Genomic DNA, 16,593 nt, shown 5'->3' with positions numbered 1-16,593 from the left:
AATCCCCAAGAGGAGAAAGCCCTCTCCCGGCGCACGGGACGATGCTGCGCATCGCCCGGACGCGCCGACCTCTCCCGCAAGCGGGAGAGGTGACGACCCCCCGCGGAATCTCAACGTCGGCGTCACCGGTTCGCCACATCCGCACCCCAGAATGTGCAATCAGTATCTGGGGTTATCGGCCCCGATCATGATACCGGTACTGTGCATGGGGTTGTTTTCGCACTTTTTGGTGCCGGGGACGGCCCGACCGACCATATAAGGATGCAACAAGATGTCCGATCTCGCCGACCTCTATCCGGGCTTTGCCTCCGAATGGATCGATACCTCGTTCGGCCGCATCTTCGCCCGCGTCGGCGGCAGCGGGCCGCCGCTGTTGCTCCTGCACGGCTTCTCCGAGACCAACGTGATGTGGCACCGGGTGGCGCCTGAGCTCGCCGATCAGTTCACGCTGATCATCGCCGACCTGCCGGGCTATGGCTGGTCCGACATGCCCGAGAGCGATGCGCTGCACATCCCCTACAGCAAGCGCGCGATGGCCAAGGCGATGGTGGAAGTGATGGAGCGGCTCGGCCATGTCCACTTCGCGCTGGCCGGCCACGACCGCGGCGGCCGTGTCTCCTATCGGCTTGCGCTCGATCATCCCGGCCGGCTGTCGAAGCTCGCGGTGCTCGATATCCTGCCGACCTATAATTACTGGGAGCGGATGAACCGCGCCTATGGCTTAAAGATCTATCACTGGACCTTCCTGGCGCAGCCTTATCCGCTGCCGGAGACGCTGATCGCAGGGCAAGGCGAGTTCTTCCTGCGCTTCAAGATGGCGAGCCAGACCAAGTCGAAGACGCTCGACGCCATCGACGAGCGGGCGCTCGAGCACTACCTCGCCCCGTTCCGCGATCCCGCCCGCATCCATGCGATGTGCGAGGACTACCGCGCCGGCGCCTATTTCGACTACGACCTCGACAAGGCCGATTACGAGGCCGGCAAGAAGATCACCGTGCCGATGCTGGCGCTGTGGGGCAATGCCGGCGTGGCGCAGGCCGCGGCGACGCCGCTCGACACTTGGCGGCAATGGGCGACGAACGTGGAAGGCATGCCGGTGGACTCCGGGCACTTCCTCACCGAGGAGAACCCGGATGTGACGGCGAAGGCGCTGCGCGAGTTCTTCCTGGGTTGAGGCTCTTGTAGCCCGGATGGAGCGCAGCGTAATCCGGGAGTCCATCCCCGCCGCGCGACCGCCCCGGATTGCGCTGCGCTCCATCCGGGCTACGACGGCACTACCTTCGCTCCCGAAAGAACGCCTTCAGCAGCCGCGCCGCCTCGCTCTCGCCGACGCCGGAATAGACGTCCGGCGCGTGGTGGCAGGTCGGCGAGCCGAAGAACCGCACGCCGGACTCGACCGCGCCGCCCTTGGGGTCGGCGGCGCCGTAATAGAGCCGCCTCACTCTTGCAAAGGAGATCGCGCCCGCACACATGGTGCAGGGCTCCAGCGTCACGTAGAGGTCGCAGTCGACCAGGCGCTCGCTGCCGACCTTCTTCGCCGCCTCGCGCAGCGCCACGATTTCGGCATGGCCGGTGGGGTCGCGGTCGGTCAGCGTCCGGTTGGCGGCGGTGGCAATTACCTCGTCATTGCGGACCACCACGCAGCCGATCGGAACTTCGCCCGCTTTTCCGGCATTTTCGGCCGCCTGAAGCGCCAAATCCATGAAAGAGGGGGCTTTCAAGCCTCGTATCATCCGAAGAAACCTGCTAGTAGCTGCGCCTTCAGCAGAAGTGCTACCCGATTTTGCCTGAGCATGCGGCTCGGAACGAGCGCGCACAATGCTTGGCCATCCCCTGAGTGAGATTATCCATGCCTCGCGACAGCGACAAAGACAACGATTCCCGCGGCCGGCGAGGCCCGGCCCGAGGACCGTCAAAAGGCGGCCGCAGCGGCAAGGCGCGCGGCCCCGAGAAGAAATTCGCCAAGCGCGGCTTCGAGGGCAAGAGCGAGGGCGACAAGCGCCCGCCTCGCGGCGACCGCGACAGCCGTCCGCCGCGCGCCGACCGCGGGGACCGTCCGTTCCGCCGCCGCGAAGAGGGCGATGCGCCGCGCCGCGATTTCTCCGACCGTCCGAAGTTCAAGCGCGACGATCGCGGCAGCGAGGGCCGCGGCGAACGCAGCTTCAAGCCGCGCGGCGACCGGCCGTTCTCCGACAGCTCCTCGCGCGACGGCGAGAAGCGGCCCTTCAAGCCGCGTGGCGATCGTCCGTCCTTTGGCCGCGACGATCGTCCGCCGCGCAGGGATCGCGACGACGCCCGTCCGGCCGGCCGCTCGAGCGACAGGAAGTTCGGCGACAAGAAGCCCTACGCGCCGCGCGGCGATCGCCCCGAGCGCAAGTTCGACGGCGAGCGCAAATTCTCACGCGGCGGGCCGCGCGAGGACCGTGGCGAGCGCAGCTTCAAGCCGCGTGGCGACCGTCCGAATTTCGATCGCGGTGATCGTCCGCCGCGTGGCGATCGCCCCGAACGCAAGTTCGACGGTGAGCGCAAGTTTTCCCGTGGCGCACCGGATCGCGACCGTGGGGATCGCGGGCCGCGCAAGGATTTTGGCGGCCGCGACCGCGGCGCCGACAAGCCCTGGCAGAAGCGCGACGACCGTCGCGAAGGCGGCCGCGGTGACGACCGTCCGCGCTTTTCGCGCGCGCGCGACGATCGGCCGTCGGGCGATCGTCCGTTCCGCGACCGTCCGAAATTCGATCGTCCGCGCGAGCGGCCCGAGGGCCGTTCCGATTGGCACGAGCATCCGCGCAACGAAGGCCGTTTCGGCGATCGTCCGCGCCGCGAAAACGAGGACGAGAGCCGGATTTTCGAGAAGCGCCCCGCCTTCGGCGGCCGCGGCGCCTATCGCGAGCGCGATCGGGATTCCGATCGCCGCCCGCGCCGGGAAGAAGAGCCGAAGCCGAAGAAGGCCGGCGAGCGCATCGCCAAGGCGCTGGCCCGCGCAGGGCTTGCCTCGCGCCGCGATGCCGAGGAGATGGTCACGCAGGGCCGCGTCACCGTCAACGGCCGTGTCATCAATTCGCCCGCGCTCGACATCACCAAGAACGACGTCGTCCTGGTCGACGGCAAGCCGTTGCCGGAGCGCGAGCGCACGCGGCTGTTCCTTTATCACAAGCCGCGCGGGCTGATGACCACGCATGACGATCCCGAGGGTCGTCCGACCGTGTTCGACAATCTGCCGGAAGGCCTGCCGCGGCTGATCAGCGTCGGCCGGCTCGATTTCAACACCGAGGGCCTGTTGCTGCTCACCAATGACGGCGGGCTCGCGCGCACGCTCGAGCTGCCCGACACCGGCTGGCTGCGCCGCTACCGCGTTCGCGCCCATGGCGACGTCACCCAGGCACAGCTCGACGCGCTCAAGGACGGTGTCGAGATCGAGGGGGTCAAATACGGCCCGATCGACGCGACGCTGGAGCGCGACCAGGGCGCCAATGTCTGGCTGGTGTTCGCGATCCGCGAAGGCAAGAACCGCGAAGTGCGCAATGTCTGCGCTCATCTCGGGCTCGAAGTGAACCGGTTGATCCGCGTCTCCTACGGCCCGTTCCAGCTCGGCGAAGTGCCTGAAGGCCAGGTCGAGGAGATCAAGTCCCGCGTGCTGCGCGAGCAGCTCGGCGACAAGATCATCGAGAAATCGGGGGCGCAGTTCGATGTGCCCTCGAAAGCCTCGCGGGTCGAGGACGCGCCGAGCGAAAAGAAGCCCGCCAGCAAGCGCGGCGTGATCGCCGACCGCAAGGGCCGCCGCGTGCTGGTGCAGCGCACCGGCAGCGAGGAGGCACGCGAGCGCAACGAGGAACAGGCCAGCGGCTACGGCCCGCCGCGCCGTCCCAAGCGCGGCTATCACGGCAAGCGCGATCTGACGCCGCGGGAGGACTGACTTGCGCGTCGTCGGCGGTCGTTTGAAGGGGCGTAATCTCGCCTCACCGTCCTCGCGCGACATCCGCCCCACGGCGGACCGGTTGCGCGAGTCCGTGTTCAACATCCTCGTGCATGCCTATGACGACCCGATTTCCGACGCGCGCGTGCTCGATCTCTTCGCCGGCACCGGCGCGCTCGGCATCGAGGCTTCGTCGCGCGGGGCGAAGTTCACGCTGTTCGTCGACAACGGCGCGAAGGCGCGGGCCCTGCTGCGCAACAACGTCGAGTCGCTCGGCCTCGGCGGGGTGACAAAGGTATATCGCCGCGACGCGACCGATCTGGGTCCCGCCCATCCGGTCGAGCCGTTCTCGCTGGCGTTCCTCGATCCGCCCTACGGCAAGGGCTTTGCGGAGAAGGCGCTAGCGTCCTTGCGCGATGGCGGCTGGCTCACGCCGGGCGCGCTGCTGGTGGTCGAGGAAGCCAAGGCCGCACAGTTCGCGACGCCGGAGGGTTTTGAGGAACTGGAGCGGCGCGCCTATGACGACACCGAGCTCGTGTTTCTGAGGAAGCCGTAGCCAAACTCATCCATCCTGCACACGGTATGCAGCATTCTCCGGATGGAGGACAATTTACATTAACTCCGTCGCGCTATGCTGCACAGCAAGGGGTGGATGGAGTGTCCCGGCAAATGACCCAGCGCGCGTTCATTTTGTGCGTGATGTTGCAGGGTGGTGTCGTTGCCTTGTCTGCAACCTCGTTTCCGGGATCGCTGATGGGCTTCCTGGTCGCGATTTCGCTGACCTTCTTTGTTGGTGTGCCGGGAAGCATTGTCGGAAAGGCGCTCAACGACGCCGGCATCCCGCTAACGGGCAAGCAGGCCGTCTGGCTGCTGGCCGGTCTCTACGCATTGCTGGTTCTGGCGGCGGCTTTTCAGGCCTGGCGACAGTTCCGCCATCGCGATCTCGATGCGGCCCGCGCGTCCGCGCTTGGGGTGATAGTCCTGCTGGCGCTGCCGTTGATGGGCTGGCTTTCCCTGCAATCGATGATGCACAACTGGCATTGAGGGCGGCATGCGGATGCATGCCAAGCAGGCCGTATCCAAAGCAGCCGAACAGCTTGGCCATGGCGGCCCGCTCTCTCCGGCGTCAATAGCATTCCAGCGTGATCGTCGCCTGCGAGAAATCCATCGTCTTCAGCGTGTCCATGTCGATGAAGACGTAGTAGGCGCCCGCGTCGCCCCAGCTCCAGTGCATGGCGTCGTCGCTTGCGATCTGGAACAGCAGGAGCTTCCGGGTCGGGCCGATCTGCGCATCCGACTGCAGGCCGTCGTGGTAGCCGCCGATGCGATGGGGGCGATTGTGATAGAGGCTGCGCCAATGCGGCTCGAATTCGGACAGGACCGCGCGCGGGATCAGCGCCCGCTTCGCTTCATCGACGTAATAGTCGGCCACCAGCTCGCGGATGTGGCCGCGCTGGAAAGACCATGCGGAAATTTCGTGTTCGTAAAAGGCGACATGGCCCCGCTCGCCGTCCCGATCGGTGGAGGAGTAATTCCAGAACCGGAATGCGTCCTGCTGCAGGCGCGCCTTGAGCGCTTGCCAGGCACCGTCCGGGATCGGGCTGTCGAGGTCGTGCGCCAGCACGGCTGATCGCTCGCCGGCAACGCGCTCGCGCATTGCAGCGCTCCACGCGCCGAGCTCGCGCCCGGACCGGCGCAGATAGTCCACGATCGACTCCGGCGTGGGATGGCCGGCCAGGAAAGCCGCTAGCGCTTCGCGTCGTGCCTTGCGGTTCTCCGTCGCGCGCCGCGTTTGCGCAACCCGCAGGCGCGTTGCCTCGTCGTCCGGCTCGGGGCCGTCGAGATCAGCCCGGGACATCGTGGTCCAATTGGCGTCGTCGACCTCGATCGTGGCGAGGATGGAGCCGATATAACCCGGCTGGCCCAGCCGCTCGACCAGCCAATCCGGAATCCTAAGCTCGTCCGGCGATTTTGCTGACGGCCCATGCGTGCGCGCAATACTGTCGAGCACCTGAAGTGCGCCGCGCCAGGTGAAAGGCTCGGGCTCGGCCGGCTGCTCGCGGTCCGACACGATAGGCTGCCTGGGATAGAGGAGGCTTGCAAAATTCTCCGGCGCGACGCGCGTGCGCTGGCCTTCGATCCGCGCCTCGTTGGGCACCCCGACCAGATCGACCGGCCACCGCCGCCAGCGCCGCGGCACCTCGTCGGCGGTGCGGCAATAGTCATAGTCGAAGCCGCTATAGACGCCGTCATGCACAGGCCCGAGATCCGCCGGCGGCTGCCGCTCGGAGCCGAGCGCATCGACATGGAGAATGCGAAATGCATCAGGTCCCTCGGGCGCACCCTGATTGGGATCGATGAACAGCAGCAGCCAGCCCTGGCGGGGCCCCAGGCCGCCCCACAATTCGGCTGGAAGGTCGGCGCAGGCGATCTGCGCCACAAAGTGCAGCGGCCGCTCGCCGCGATCAGGGTATTCCGACGAAACCGAGCGCGGCCATGCGACATGATCGGGCATCATGGGCAGCCCGCCCAGCCATGATCGTGGCGCTTCGAACCGCGGCGGGATCTGCCGCCGCAAAACGACCGACACGCTCTCGCTGATCCCAAGCGGCGGCGGGATCGGCGCATCGTAGTCCGCCGGAGCCAGCCTCGGCGGCGAGGTCGCGGCCCTCGCCCGCAGAAAGCGGCGAAAATCCCAAACGACAAATGCCACCGCGCATACGAGAAGGATTTGCCACCAGGACATGCAGGACCCCAGGCATTGCAGGACAGCCTCAGGTAGCAACAAAGAGTTAATGGCTTGCGGATGAAATGGATCGAAGCTGCGCAGGGTAGGTTGCTGGTTGGTCGAGAAGCCAAGGCCGCGCAGTCCGTGACGCCGGAATTTCGTGTTCTTGCGTAGGGCGGATCAGCGCAGCGTCATCCGCGATCGTCTCGGCAAATGCAAAAGAGGCGGGTTACGCTACGCTAACCCGCCCTGCGAATTCACCGCCGCCCGAACAGCCTCTCCACATCGCTGAGCTTCAGCTCGACATAGGTCGGCCGGCCGTGATTGCACTGGCCGGAGTTCGGGGTGTCTTCCATCTCGCGGAGCAGGGCGTTCATCTCTTCGGGCCGCAAGCGGCGGCCGGCGCGCACGGAGCCGTGGCAGGCCATGGTGGCGGCGACGTGCATCAGGCGACGTTCGAGCGGCAGCGCCTCGTCCCACTCGGCCATGTGCTCGGAGAGGTCGCGCAAGAGGCCGCCGGCGTTGGTCTTGCCGAGCAGCGAGGGCGTCTCGCGCACCGCGACCGCGCCAGGGCCGAAGGATTCGATGGCGAGGCCGAATGATGCCAGCTCCTCGCTGCGCTCCAGGAGCCGCTCCACCGTCGCCTCGTCCATCTCGACGATCTCGGGAATGAGGAGGATCTGCCGCTGCACGCCGTTGGCAGCCAGCGAGGCCTTCAGCCGCTCATAGACGATGCGCTCATGCGCGGCGTGCTGGTCGACGATGATCAATCCGTCGCGGGTCTGAGAGACGATATAGGTCTCGTGGATCTGCGTGCGCGCCGCGCCGAGCGGACGATCGACGAGGTCAGCCAGCGGCTGCGTCTCGATCCGCACGTCCGCGCTGGGCGCGCCGACGTCGAAGGCGGCCTGTGCGCGTTCGGCGAAAGCCGGTGCCGCGGCGCCTTCGAATGACGGCATCGGTGCGATCGGCGCGGATGGCGAGGCGCGCCAGTCCCAGCTCGCCGGACGCTGCGGCGTGAACGCCGGGCGGAACGCGGACAAGGCGCTCTCGCCGCTGTTGGCGGCGGTGCGACGCCCCTCGCGCGCGAGGCCTTCCTTCAGCCCGTGCACGATCAATGCGCGGACGAGGCCGGCATTGCGGAAGCGCACCTCGGTCTTGGCCGGATGCACGTTGGCATCGACCTCGCGCGGGTCGAGTGTCACGAACAGCGCCAGCACGGGATGGCGGTCGCGCGGCAGGTAATCGGCATAGGCCCCGCGCACGGCCCCCAGGATCAGCTTGTCGCGCACCGGACGGCCGTTGACGAAGAGATATTGCCCGAGCGCGTTGGCTTTGGTCAGCGCGGGGGCTGCCGCATAGCCGGAGACGACGACACCCTCGCGCTCGGCATGAACCTCGAAGGCATGGCTACGGAACTCCGCGCCGAGGATATCGCCGAGCCGGGTCAGGCGTCCGGCCGGGCCGGGCAGGGCAGCAGCCCAGGTCACCGGCGCGCGCTCCTCGCCGGCGAGCGTGAAGGCGATGTCAGGCCGCGCCATGGCGAGGCGCCGCACCACCTCGCGGATCGCCTCCGCCTCGGTGCGATCGGTCTTCAGGAATTTCAGCCGCGCCGGCGTCGCATAGAAGAGGTCGCCAACCTCGACCCGCGTGCCATGCGCCAGCGCCGCCGGCATGATCTCGGACTTCTCGCCGCCCTCGACGGACAGCGACCAGGCATGCGGCTCGCTGGCATGGCGCGTCGTGATCGAGAGCCGCGCGACGGAGCCGATCGAGGGCAGCGCCTCGCCGCGGAACCCGAGGGTGCGGATCTGCAGCAGATCCTCGTCGTCGAGTTTCGAGGTGGCGTGGCGCTCGACTGCAAGCGCCAGATCCTTCGCGGTCATGCCGCCGCCGTCGTCGGTGATGCCGATCCGCCGCCGTCCGCCGCCGTCGGTGAAGACGTCGATCCGGCTGGCGCCGGCATCGATCGCGTTCTCGACTAGCTCCTTGACCACGCTCGCCGGCCGCTCGACCACCTCGCCGGCGGCGATGCGGTTGACGACCTGTTCTGGCAATTGGCGGACGGGCATGAGGCTTTCGATTTGGATTCGCTGGCGGCACTATTCTAGGCCGTGTTGCGTCAAAAGCATGTGTTGGGCAACAGCCGTGTGGCGGCCTGGGGAAGAGGGTTGCCTATCACATTGAAGACATTGGACGTTCGAGAAAATCGTGGAGCCCGGATGAAGCGGCCGTCCTGCCGCCGACCTGATTGTGGGGTGCCGGGCCGCGGTGTAGCATCGTGAAAAAACGGCAACAGGACGGGAGGACGCCATGTGCCATCTCTTTGCGCATCAGCCCCAACGCGATTACGAATCCCAGACCCGCTCTTTGCGGATCGACGGCCATTGCACTTCGATCCGGCTGGAAATGGCGTTCTGGGACACGCTGGAGGAGATCGCGGCCAAGGAGGGCATGAGCCTCGGCAAGTTCTTGACCACCCTTTATAACGAGGTGCTCGGCCATCACGGCGAGGTCAACAACTTTGCTTCGCTGCTGCGCTGCTCGTGTTTGATCTATCGCTCGAAGAGCATGGTGACGGTGCCGGAGTTCAAGGCAAACGTGGCGCCGATTCTGGATGCGGCTGAATGACGGGTGGGTAGCCCGGATGGAGCGCAGCGCAATCCGGGAATCGTTCCGCAAGTGACGGCGGCCCCGGATTACGCTGCGCTCCATCCGGGCTACAAGATTTCCTTCGGCGTCATTGCGAGGAGTTCTTGACGAAGCGATCCGGAGTTTTTCCGCAGAGACATTTCTTCGTTCGCAATGACGTGGAGAGAGGTTTGCCTCTCTGACTTCAAATCTCCTTCTTCTGCATCGCTCCCGCGATGTAGTCCGCCTGCCGGATCGCCAGCGCGACGATGGTCAGCGTCGGGTTGCAGGCAGCGCCACTGGTGAACTGGCTGCCGTCGGAGACGAACAGGTTCTTGACGTCGTGGCTCTGCCCGAACTTGTTGACCACGCCGTCCCTGGGCTTCTCGCTCATCCGGTTGGTGCCGAGATTGTGCGTGCTCGGATAGGGAGGCGTCGGATAGGTCACGGTGGCGCCGACGGCGTCATAGACCGCGGCGCCCTGCTTGTAGGCATGGGCACGCATCGCGAGGTCGTTGGGATGATCGTCGAAATGGACGCTCGCGACCGGCTGTCCATGCTTGTCCTTGACGACCGGATCGAGCGTGATGCGGTTGGTCTCCTGCGGCATGTCCTCGCCGACCAGCCACATGCCGGCCATCCTGGGATAACCGTCGAGTGCCGAGGTGAACGGACGTCCCCAGGCGCCGGGATTGAGGAACGCGGCCATGAAGGGCAGACCGATCGACAGCGTCTCCATCTCGTAGCCGCCGACGAAGCCGCGCTTCGGATTGTTGGCCGCTTCATCGCGGATGATCCCGGCCATGGTCGTGCCGCGATACATGTGCACCGATTTCTCGAACACGGCGTAGACGCTGCCGGTCATGTGACGCATGTAGTTGCGGCCGACCTGACCCGATGAGTTGGCGAGGCCGTCGGGAAACATGGTGGAGGCGCTGTTAAGCAGCAGCCGCGGGCTCTCGATCGAGTTGCCGGCGACCGCGACGATACGTGCTTTCTGGCGCTGCATCGTGCCGTTCTCGTCGGCATAGACGACGCCGGTCACCTTGCCGCCGGCGTCGTGCTCGATCTTGACCGCCATGCTGCCGGGGCGGACTTCCAGATTGCCGGTCGCCTCGCCCTTGGGGATCTCGGTGTAGAGCGTCGACCATTTCGCACCGGATTTGCAGCCCTGGAAGCAGAAGCCGATCTGCTGGCAGGCGCCGCGACCGTCGCGCGGCTGGCTGTTGATGGCCATGTTGCCGGTGTGCACGGTCTTGTAGCCGAGCTTCCTGGCGCCGGCTTCGAGCACCTTGAAGTTATTGTTGCCGGGAAGCCCGGGAATGCCGTTGGTGCGGGTCACGCCCATCTTGTTCTCGGCCTTGGCGTACCACGGCTCCATCTCGGCGAGCGTGACCGGCCAATCCAGGAGGTTGGCGCCGGGAAGGTTGCCGTAGGTCGACTTCACCCTGAACTCGTGCTCGTCGAAACGCAGCGAGGCGCCGGCCCAATGGGTCGTGGAGCCGCCGACCGCCTTGACGATCCAGGCGGGAAGGCCGGAAAAATCCTTGGCGACGCGCCACGTGCCTGAGGTGGTGCGCGCATCGGTCCAGGCGAGCTGGGAAAAGCTCTCCCACTCGTCGTTGACGAAGTCGTGGTTCTCGATGCGCGGACCTGCCTCGAGGATGACCACCTTGACGCCCTTCTGCGCGAGCTCGTTGCCCAGCGTGCCGCCGCCGGCACCGGAGCCGACGATCACCACAACGCTGGAATCGTTCAGATCGAATTTTGCCATATGCGTTCTCCTGAACCGTTGGGTGATTTAAGCCTTCGGCAGCCAGTCAATGTCGGCGAAGCCGCGGTTGATGTAGCCGCCGTGTTCGGCGGAGGAGCCCTCGTAGCCGAACCGCGGCCAGACCTCTTTCTGGTTGTAGAGCGAGACGATGAGATCTCCGCGCACCTTCTGGAAGAAGTCGCTTTGCTCGATCTCCTTCAGCAGCACCACGCGGTCGGCTTCCCAGGGCACCTCGGCGTAGGCGACCTTGTGGCGGTCCCGCGCGTTTTGATCGAGCCGCGTGATGCCGTCGCTGATCAGCGACTTGACCGCGGGATCCTTGGCCGCCTTGCCGTCCCACGGCTTGATCGCGGTGATGTAGTAGCTGTCGCCGAGCACGTCGTGCGGATAGATGTCGCGCGCGACCTTCAGCAACGTCTTCATCGTTGCGGGCGAGAGCGCGGTGGCGTCATCGGCCCAGGCATCTTCGATGCTCACAGTGACGCTGGTCGCGACAGCCACGACCGGCACGGCCGTGGCCGCGCCCTTGAGAAAGACGCGGCGGCTGTGCTTGCTTCGACGATCGACTTCTCTCATGGCATTCCTCCGTATATTTTTTGCGATTTTGACGTCTTGATGTGGTTAGCCGAAACGTCCGCCGCGCTGGATCACCTCGATCTTGTAGCCATCGGGATCACTGACGAAGAAGAAGCGCGCAAGCGTCCTGCCGTCGTGCTTGAAGTCGCGCAACGGTCCTGGTGCGAGCTTCTCGCGCTCGAAGCGGGCATGTTCGGCGTCGAGGTCCTCGACCACCACGGCGAGATGGCCGTAGCCGTCGCCGAGCGCGTAGGCTTCCTTGCGATCGAAATTCACGGTCAACTCGACCTCGAAAGGTGAGGAGGGATGACGCAGATAGATCAGGGCAAAGTCTGCGAATTTCAGATGGTCGGCGACCTCCAGGCCGAAGGCACGCTGGTAGAAGTCGAGCGAGCGCGCTTCATCCAGCACACGGATCATGGAATGGACCGGCTTTGCCATTCAGTTCTGCTCCTTCAGGTAGGCAATGATCGCAGCGCGCGTTTCGGGCTTGGCCTGCCGATAGGCCATGACCACGCCGGGAACGACGGCTTGCGGATTGGTCAGCCATGCGTCGAGCCGGGGCTCATCCCAGGCGAAGTCGGCTTTCGATAGCGCGTCCGAGTATTTGAAACCTTCAGCCTTGCCGGCGGGACGTCCGACGACCTTCGTCAGCGGCGGGCCTTGCCGCATCGGCTCGGACAAGTTCAACGTATGGCACACCGCGCATTGCTGCTTGAAGAGCGTCGCGCCGTCCGGCGGCTTTGTGGCGGGCAGAGGCATTTGCGCGCCGGCAGTCCCCACCACCAGCACCATCGCGGTGCACAATCCCAGCACGATCGCGCGCATCGTCGAGAGCCGCCCATTCACATCAACCTGCGCAAACTCTAGGCGGCGTCAGATCGGCGGTGGTAGTAGCGGGCTGTTTCGCCGCGCGCGGAGATGCCCGCGGCGTGCGGTGTCCCGCGCTGCCTTATATGCGGAGCACAATTCCGCGAAACCGCCGTCAAATCCCTAAACGATCACCACACCGTGCGCATTGCATGACGATTGCGCCGCTTGATGTCTTTACGCGATGCAATGGGTCGGCGCAGCAAGCGGCGCCGGGAACGGCCGAGCCATTCATCGCGGAAAAATCCAGGAGAAATGGATGAAGTTGGTGAAGACCTCGATGATCGCATGCGCTCTATCGGCACTCATTGCGACGCCCGTTCTCGCGCAGAGCGCGCCCCCCACCGCGAAGTCGGGCGGCACGGTGCAGAGCAAGCCCATGCAAGGCGGCGCGATGGGCAGCGGCGATGAGGAGATGAACGCTCAGCCGGGCGCAGCGGGCGAGAAGACCGGCATGAAGCCAACCAAGAGCACCAAAGGTACGGTCGGCACCACGGGCAGCGCTGCGCACAAGGGAGCGGCCGACGATGCTGCGACAGGCGGCGCGGCTCCATCCAAGCGCTACTAATCCCGCCGGTGAAGCGGCAAAACTCCGGTCGCCTGGCGGCCGGAGTTTTTCGGCTGCGTTTGCTAATCGTCGAAGCGCCCGCCGCGACCGGCCTTGACGTCGCTGCGGCGTTTCTTGCCGTCGAGCCGGCGTTGCTTGGAGCCGAAAGTCGGCTTTGTCGCGCGCCGCGGCTTCGGCCGCACCATGGCCTCGCTCAGGATCTCGACCAGCCGGTCGATGGCGTCCTGCCGGTTACGCTCTTGGGTGCGGAAACGCTGGGCGTGGATCACGATCACGCCGTCCTTGGTCATGCGCTGGCCGGCGATGCGGGCAAGCCGGATCGCCGCGTCTTCCGGCAAGGTCAGCTTGCCGGTGTCGAAGCGCAGCTGGGCCGCGGTCGACAATTTGTTGACATTCTGCCCGCCCGGCCCGGAGGCGCGGACAAAGCCGATCTCGATGTCGTCCTCGTCGATGACGAGATCGCGGGATATCCGCAGCATGATGGCACCATCCGTGATGTCCGGACATATCGCGGACGTCTGATTTCGGCAATGGTGCATGGTGGAAGCGCAAATGGCCGGGGCGAGCCCGGCCATTGCAGTCGACGTTTCAGGCGTCAGTTCGAATTCGTTGCCGGCGCCGTGGAGGGCTGCGCCGCGGCCTGCGGGGCGCGGCCGACGACGACGGTCAGCAGGCCCTGGCCCCAGAGCCGCTTGGCGGCGGCCTTGGCGTCGTCCAGCGTGACGGCATCGACGATGGCGTTGCGCTTCTCGATATAGTCGATCGGAAGCTTGTCCTGCTGGTACTGCAGCAGCGCCTGCGCCAGCTTGGAGGAGGTGTCGAGCGCCAGCATCTGCGAGCCCTTGAGGTAGGACTTGGCCTCGTCGAGCTCCTTCTGCGTCGGACCTTCCTCGGCGATCCGGCGTACCTCCTTGTCGATGGCATCGAGAGTGTCGCCGGCGCGGTCGGCACGGGTGCCGGTGTTGCCGATGAAGATCGCCGAATGCTCCATCCAGAGCAGCGATTCGAACACCGAATAGGCGAGGCCGCGCTTCTCGCGCACCTCGCGATAGAGCCGAGAGGACAATCCACCGCCGCCGAGGATATGGTTGACGACATAGGCGGCCATGAAGTTCGGATCGCTGCGCTTCACGCCGGGGCCGCCGAAGGTGATGACGGTCTGCGGCACGTCGAGCGTCACGAAGGCGCGCTGCGGCGGCTTTGCGGCCTCGACATCGGGGACCGGCGTCAGATTGGCCTTGGCGGGCAGGCTGCCGAAGGTGTGGTCGAGCAGCTTGCCGAGGGTTGCAGGATCGACGTCGCCGACGACCGCGATCTTGAGCCCATCCTTGGCAAGCACGCGGCCGACATAGTCCTTCATGTCGGCGACCGTGATGGTCGGCACGCTGTCGAGGTTGCCGTTGCTCTGCCGGCTGTAGGGATGGTCGCCGAAGGCGACTTCGAGGAACTTGCGGCTCGCGAGCGAGGTCGGGTTGGTGGTCTCGCGGCGCAGGCCCGAGAGGACCTGCGAGCGGATGCGCTCGACATCGGCGGTGTCGAAATGCGGCGAGGTCAGCGCGCTCCGCAGCAGGTCGAAGGCCTCGTCCTTGTTGTCGCGCAGCATGCGCAGGCTGCCGCGGAAGGTGTCGCGGGTGGCGCTGAAGGACAGCTCGATGGCGCGGCGGTCGAGCCGCTCGTGGAAGGTCTTGGAGTCGAGATCGCCCGAGCCTTCGTCGAGGAGGTCGCCGACGAGATTAGCGACGCCTGGCTTGTCCTTTGGATCCTGGGCCGAGCCGCCGGCAAAGGAATATTCCATCGCGATCAGTGGCACGGTTGCGTCCTGCACGAACCAGGCCTCGATGCCGCCCGGCGAGACCAGGTGCTGGATCTTTGCGGCGGCCTGCGATGGCGAGATCGCGGCCAGCGCGAGCGCGGCGCCGGTAGCGAGGGACAGTGCAAAGTGTCTTGCGCGAAGGAAAGGATAGGTCACGAACGCTTCTCCTCGCGCTTGGCGGCACTGGTGTCCTTGATCAGATAGCCCGTCACCGAGCGCTTCTTCTCGAGCCATTTTTGAGCTGCGGCGCGAACCTGCTCGGCGGTGACTGCGCGGATGCGGTCGGGCCAGCTCCTGATGTCCTCGATCGACAGGCCCGTGGTCAGCGCGCCGCCATACCAGCGTGCCAGCACAGCCTGGTTGTCCTGGGCGTAGATCGCTTCCGCGATCAGCTGGGTCTTCACGCGCTCCAGGTCCTCGGCGCGGATCGGGTTCTGCGCGACGCTGGCGATGACGCCGTCGACCGCCTGCTCGACCTCGGCGAAGCTGACGCCGGGCTTCGGCGCGGCCGAGATCGCGAACTGGGTCGGGTCGAGCGAGATGCTGGAATAGCTGGCATTGGCGGAGACCGCGAGCGGCTTGTCGACGACGAGCGCGCGGTAGAGATAGGAATTGCTGCCGCTGCCCATCAGCTGCGCCAGCACGTCGAGCGCGGCGCTCTCGCCGGCCGCGGCCGTGGTCGCCGAGGGCACCAGATAATAGCGCCGCATGCTCGGCTGCTCGACGCGCGGGTCGGCCAGCGTCACGGTGCGCGGCGCCGCGGGCTCCGGCTCCTGCGGACGGACACGCCGCGCCGGGATCGCGGGTTGCGCGGGGATCGAGCCGAAATTGCGCTCGACCAGCGGGCGGACGTCGGCAGCCTCGACATCGCCGGCGATCACCAGGATCGCGTTGTTGGGCGCATAGAAGCGGCGGTAGAAAGCAAGCGCGTCCTCGCGATCGAGCTTCTCGATCTCCTGGTGCCAGCCGATCACCGGACGGCCGTAGGGATGATTGAGATAGAGCGCGGCCATGATCTGCTCGTTCAGCCGCGCGTCCGGATTGTTGGCAACGCGCATGTTGTATTCTTCGAGCACGACGTCGCGCTCGGGCAGCACGTTCTCGTCCTTGAGGATCAGGCCGGTCATGCGGTCGGCCTCGAACTCCATCATGGTCGGCAACTGCTCTTTCGGCACGCGCTGGTAATAGTTGGTGTAGTCGACCGAGGTCGAGGCGTTCTCATTGCCGCCGACGCGGAGCACGGTCTGGGAGAATTCGCCGACCGGATGCTTCGAGGTGCCCTTGAACATCAGGTGTTCGAGGAAGTGCGCGAGCCCCGACTTGCCCGGCGTCTCGTCGGCCGAGCCGACCTTGTACCAGATCATCTCGGTGACGACGGGCGTGCGGTGATCGGGGATCACCACGACCTGCATACCATTGCTGAGCGTGAAGCTGGCGGGCGGGGCCGATGTGACCGTGGTCTGGGCAAGGGCCGCGCCCGCTGTCAGGACGGTGGTCGAAAGCAGCGCGGCAAGGAGGCAGGCAGCCGATCGTTTTGCGGACATCATGATCCCTAGTGAAAGGCCGAGTCCGGATGTCCGGCTCGAAAGGCACGGCATGGTACACCGTGCGGCTGAGGCTTCGCGTCACGAAGCAGAGAACTCAACGCGGTGGCAAGTTACTGATAGGCAATTATCGACGGCGGCCGGCGTACATGAGCGCCGGCGCCGGGTTCGCGGCT

At 65.9% G+C, this 16,593-nt stretch carries 16 protein-coding genes; 6 read left to right on the top strand and 10 right to left on the bottom strand.

The genetic code is table 11. From position 1 onward, the window contains the following. Positions 1 to 271: 271 nt before the first annotated feature. Positions 272 to 1,174, top strand: coding sequence for an alpha/beta fold hydrolase (locus tag SE92_RS18770; protein WP_063197337.1), 903 nt, complete (start codon positions 272 to 274; stop codon positions 1,172 to 1,174). Positions 1,175 to 1,274: 100 nt separating this feature from the next. On the opposite strand, the gene SE92_RS18765 is transcribed toward SE92_RS18770, so the two are convergent. After that, positions 1,275 to 1,733, bottom strand: a complete 459-nt coding sequence (locus SE92_RS18765) for a nucleoside deaminase (RefSeq protein WP_063197335.1) — start codon at positions 1,731 to 1,733, stop codon at positions 1,275 to 1,277. 116 nt (positions 1,734 to 1,849) lie between these two features. On the opposite strand from SE92_RS18765, the gene SE92_RS18760 reads away from it, so the two are divergent. The 3 genes from SE92_RS18760 to SE92_RS18750 all read left to right on the top strand — a co-directional run bounded on the left by SE92_RS18760 (position 1,850) and on the right by SE92_RS18750 (position 4,957). Further along, a complete protein-coding gene (locus SE92_RS18760) occupies positions 1,850 to 3,913 on the top strand; it encodes a pseudouridine synthase (RefSeq protein ID WP_063197333.1) in 2,064 nt (687 codons plus the stop codon). A gap of 1 nt (position 3,914) precedes the next feature. After that, positions 3,915 to 4,469 (top strand): 16S rRNA (guanine(966)-N(2))-methyltransferase RsmD, encoded by a 555-nt coding sequence (gene rsmD / locus SE92_RS18755; RefSeq protein ID WP_063197331.1) that lies wholly within the window; start codon positions 3,915 to 3,917, stop codon positions 4,467 to 4,469. Between the two features lie 113 nt (positions 4,470 to 4,582). Further along, positions 4,583 to 4,957: a hypothetical protein gene (locus SE92_RS18750; protein ID WP_157095548.1), complete on the top strand. Its 375-nt coding sequence runs from the start codon at positions 4,583 to 4,585 to the stop codon at positions 4,955 to 4,957. An 82-nt stretch (positions 4,958 to 5,039) separates the two neighbouring features. On the opposite strand, the gene SE92_RS35080 is transcribed toward SE92_RS18750, so the two are convergent. Continuing rightward, complete coding sequence (locus tag SE92_RS35080) at positions 5,040 to 6,659, bottom strand: DUF1963 domain-containing protein (protein WP_084251847.1); 1,620 nt, start codon at positions 6,657 to 6,659, stop codon at positions 5,040 to 5,042. A gap of 239 nt (positions 6,660 to 6,898) precedes the next feature. Then, a complete protein-coding gene (gene mutL, locus SE92_RS18740; RefSeq protein ID WP_063197324.1) occupies positions 6,899 to 8,713 on the bottom strand; it encodes a DNA mismatch repair endonuclease MutL in 1,815 nt (604 codons plus the stop codon). Positions 8,714 to 8,954: 241 nt separating this feature from the next. On the opposite strand from mutL, the gene SE92_RS18735 reads away from it, so the two are divergent. Next, entirely contained in the window at positions 8,955 to 9,272 is a 318-nt protein-coding gene (locus tag SE92_RS18735) for a ribbon-helix-helix domain-containing protein (RefSeq protein ID WP_063197322.1), read from the top strand. Positions 9,273 to 9,477: 205 nt separating this feature from the next. On the opposite strand, the gene SE92_RS18730 is transcribed toward SE92_RS18735, so the two are convergent. The 4 genes from SE92_RS18730 to SE92_RS18715 are packed head-to-tail and all read right to left on the bottom strand — an operon-like array spanning position 9,478 to position 12,450. Further along, on the bottom strand, positions 9,478 to 11,046 hold the full coding sequence (locus SE92_RS18730; protein ID WP_063197320.1) for a GMC family oxidoreductase: 1,569 nt from the start codon (positions 11,044 to 11,046) through the stop codon (positions 9,478 to 9,480). Between the two features lie 27 nt (positions 11,047 to 11,073). Then, on the bottom strand, positions 11,074 to 11,622 hold the full coding sequence (locus tag SE92_RS18725) for a Twin-arginine translocation pathway signal (RefSeq protein WP_063197318.1): 549 nt from the start codon (positions 11,620 to 11,622) through the stop codon (positions 11,074 to 11,076). A 45-nt stretch (positions 11,623 to 11,667) separates the two neighbouring features. Beyond that, positions 11,668 to 12,063: a VOC family protein gene (locus SE92_RS18720; RefSeq protein ID WP_063197316.1), complete on the bottom strand. Its 396-nt coding sequence runs from the start codon at positions 12,061 to 12,063 to the stop codon at positions 11,668 to 11,670. Beyond that, positions 12,064 to 12,450, bottom strand: coding sequence for a c-type cytochrome (locus tag SE92_RS18715; RefSeq protein WP_084251846.1), 387 nt, complete (start codon positions 12,448 to 12,450; stop codon positions 12,064 to 12,066). Between the two features lie 301 nt (positions 12,451 to 12,751). Here SE92_RS18715 and SE92_RS18710 point away from each other — a divergent pair, with 301 nt between their 5' ends. Then, positions 12,752 to 13,060: a hypothetical protein gene (locus SE92_RS18710; RefSeq protein ID WP_063203622.1), complete on the top strand. Its 309-nt coding sequence runs from the start codon at positions 12,752 to 12,754 to the stop codon at positions 13,058 to 13,060. 62 nt (positions 13,061 to 13,122) lie between these two features. Here the strand turns inward: SE92_RS18710 and arfB are convergent, their stop codons facing one another. The 3 genes from arfB to SE92_RS18695 form a co-directional block, all read right to left on the bottom strand. Next, positions 13,123 to 13,539, bottom strand: a complete 417-nt coding sequence (gene arfB / locus SE92_RS18705; RefSeq protein WP_063197314.1) for an alternative ribosome rescue aminoacyl-tRNA hydrolase ArfB — start codon at positions 13,537 to 13,539, stop codon at positions 13,123 to 13,125. A gap of 116 nt (positions 13,540 to 13,655) precedes the next feature. Further along, on the bottom strand, positions 13,656 to 15,029 hold the full coding sequence (locus SE92_RS18700) for a M16 family metallopeptidase (protein WP_063197312.1): 1,374 nt from the start codon (positions 15,027 to 15,029) through the stop codon (positions 13,656 to 13,658). Continuing rightward, on the bottom strand, positions 15,026 to 16,420 hold the full coding sequence (locus SE92_RS18695) for a M16 family metallopeptidase (protein WP_502686767.1): 1,395 nt from the start codon (positions 16,418 to 16,420) through the stop codon (positions 15,026 to 15,028). The genes SE92_RS18700 and SE92_RS18695 overlap by 4 nt, the downstream gene beginning before the upstream one ends. Positions 16,421 to 16,593: the final 173 nt, after the last annotated feature.

Origin of the sequence: Bradyrhizobium sp. AT1 (genome assembly GCF_001590795.1) — a bacterium.
GTDB lineage: Bacteria > Pseudomonadota > Alphaproteobacteria > Rhizobiales > Xanthobacteraceae > Bradyrhizobium.
The sequence above is the reverse complement of the archived record's forward strand: the minus strand, read 5'-3'. Positions and strand labels throughout refer to the sequence as shown.

Excerpts from the sequence above, each read along its gene's own strand:
- SE92_RS18770 (WP_063197337.1), top strand. The coding sequence starts at position 272 with ATGTCCGATCTCGCCGACCTCTATCCGGGCTTTGCCTCCGAATGGATC.
- SE92_RS18765 (WP_063197335.1), bottom strand. The coding sequence starts at position 1,733 with ATGATACGAGGCTTGAAAGCCCCCTCTTTCATGGATTTGGCGCTTCAG.
- SE92_RS18760 (WP_063197333.1), top strand. The coding sequence starts at position 1,850 with ATGCCTCGCGACAGCGACAAAGACAACGATTCCCGCGGCCGGCGAGGC.
- SE92_RS18750 (WP_157095548.1), top strand. The coding sequence starts at position 4,583 with ATGACCCAGCGCGCGTTCATTTTGTGCGTGATGTTGCAGGGTGGTGTC.
- SE92_RS35080 (WP_084251847.1), bottom strand. The coding sequence starts at position 6,659 with ATGTCCTGGTGGCAAATCCTTCTCGTATGCGCGGTGGCATTTGTCGTT.
- mutL (WP_063197324.1), bottom strand. The coding sequence starts at position 8,713 with ATGCCCGTCCGCCAATTGCCAGAACAGGTCGTCAACCGCATCGCCGCC.
- SE92_RS18735 (WP_063197322.1), top strand. The coding sequence starts at position 8,955 with ATGTGCCATCTCTTTGCGCATCAGCCCCAACGCGATTACGAATCCCAG.
- SE92_RS18730 (WP_063197320.1), bottom strand. The coding sequence starts at position 11,046 with ATGGCAAAATTCGATCTGAACGATTCCAGCGTTGTGGTGATCGTCGGC.
- SE92_RS18725 (WP_063197318.1), bottom strand. The coding sequence starts at position 11,622 with ATGAGAGAAGTCGATCGTCGAAGCAAGCACAGCCGCCGCGTCTTTCTC.
- SE92_RS18720 (WP_063197316.1), bottom strand. The coding sequence starts at position 12,063 with ATGGCAAAGCCGGTCCATTCCATGATCCGTGTGCTGGATGAAGCGCGC.
- SE92_RS18715 (WP_084251846.1), bottom strand. The coding sequence starts at position 12,450 with ATGCGCGCGATCGTGCTGGGATTGTGCACCGCGATGGTGCTGGTGGTG.
- SE92_RS18710 (WP_063203622.1), top strand. The coding sequence starts at position 12,752 with ATGAAGTTGGTGAAGACCTCGATGATCGCATGCGCTCTATCGGCACTC.
- arfB (WP_063197314.1), bottom strand. The coding sequence starts at position 13,539 with ATGCTGCGGATATCCCGCGATCTCGTCATCGACGAGGACGACATCGAG.
- SE92_RS18695 (WP_502686767.1), bottom strand. The coding sequence starts at position 16,420 with ATGATGTCCGCAAAACGATCGGCTGCCTGCCTCCTTGCCGCGCTGCTT.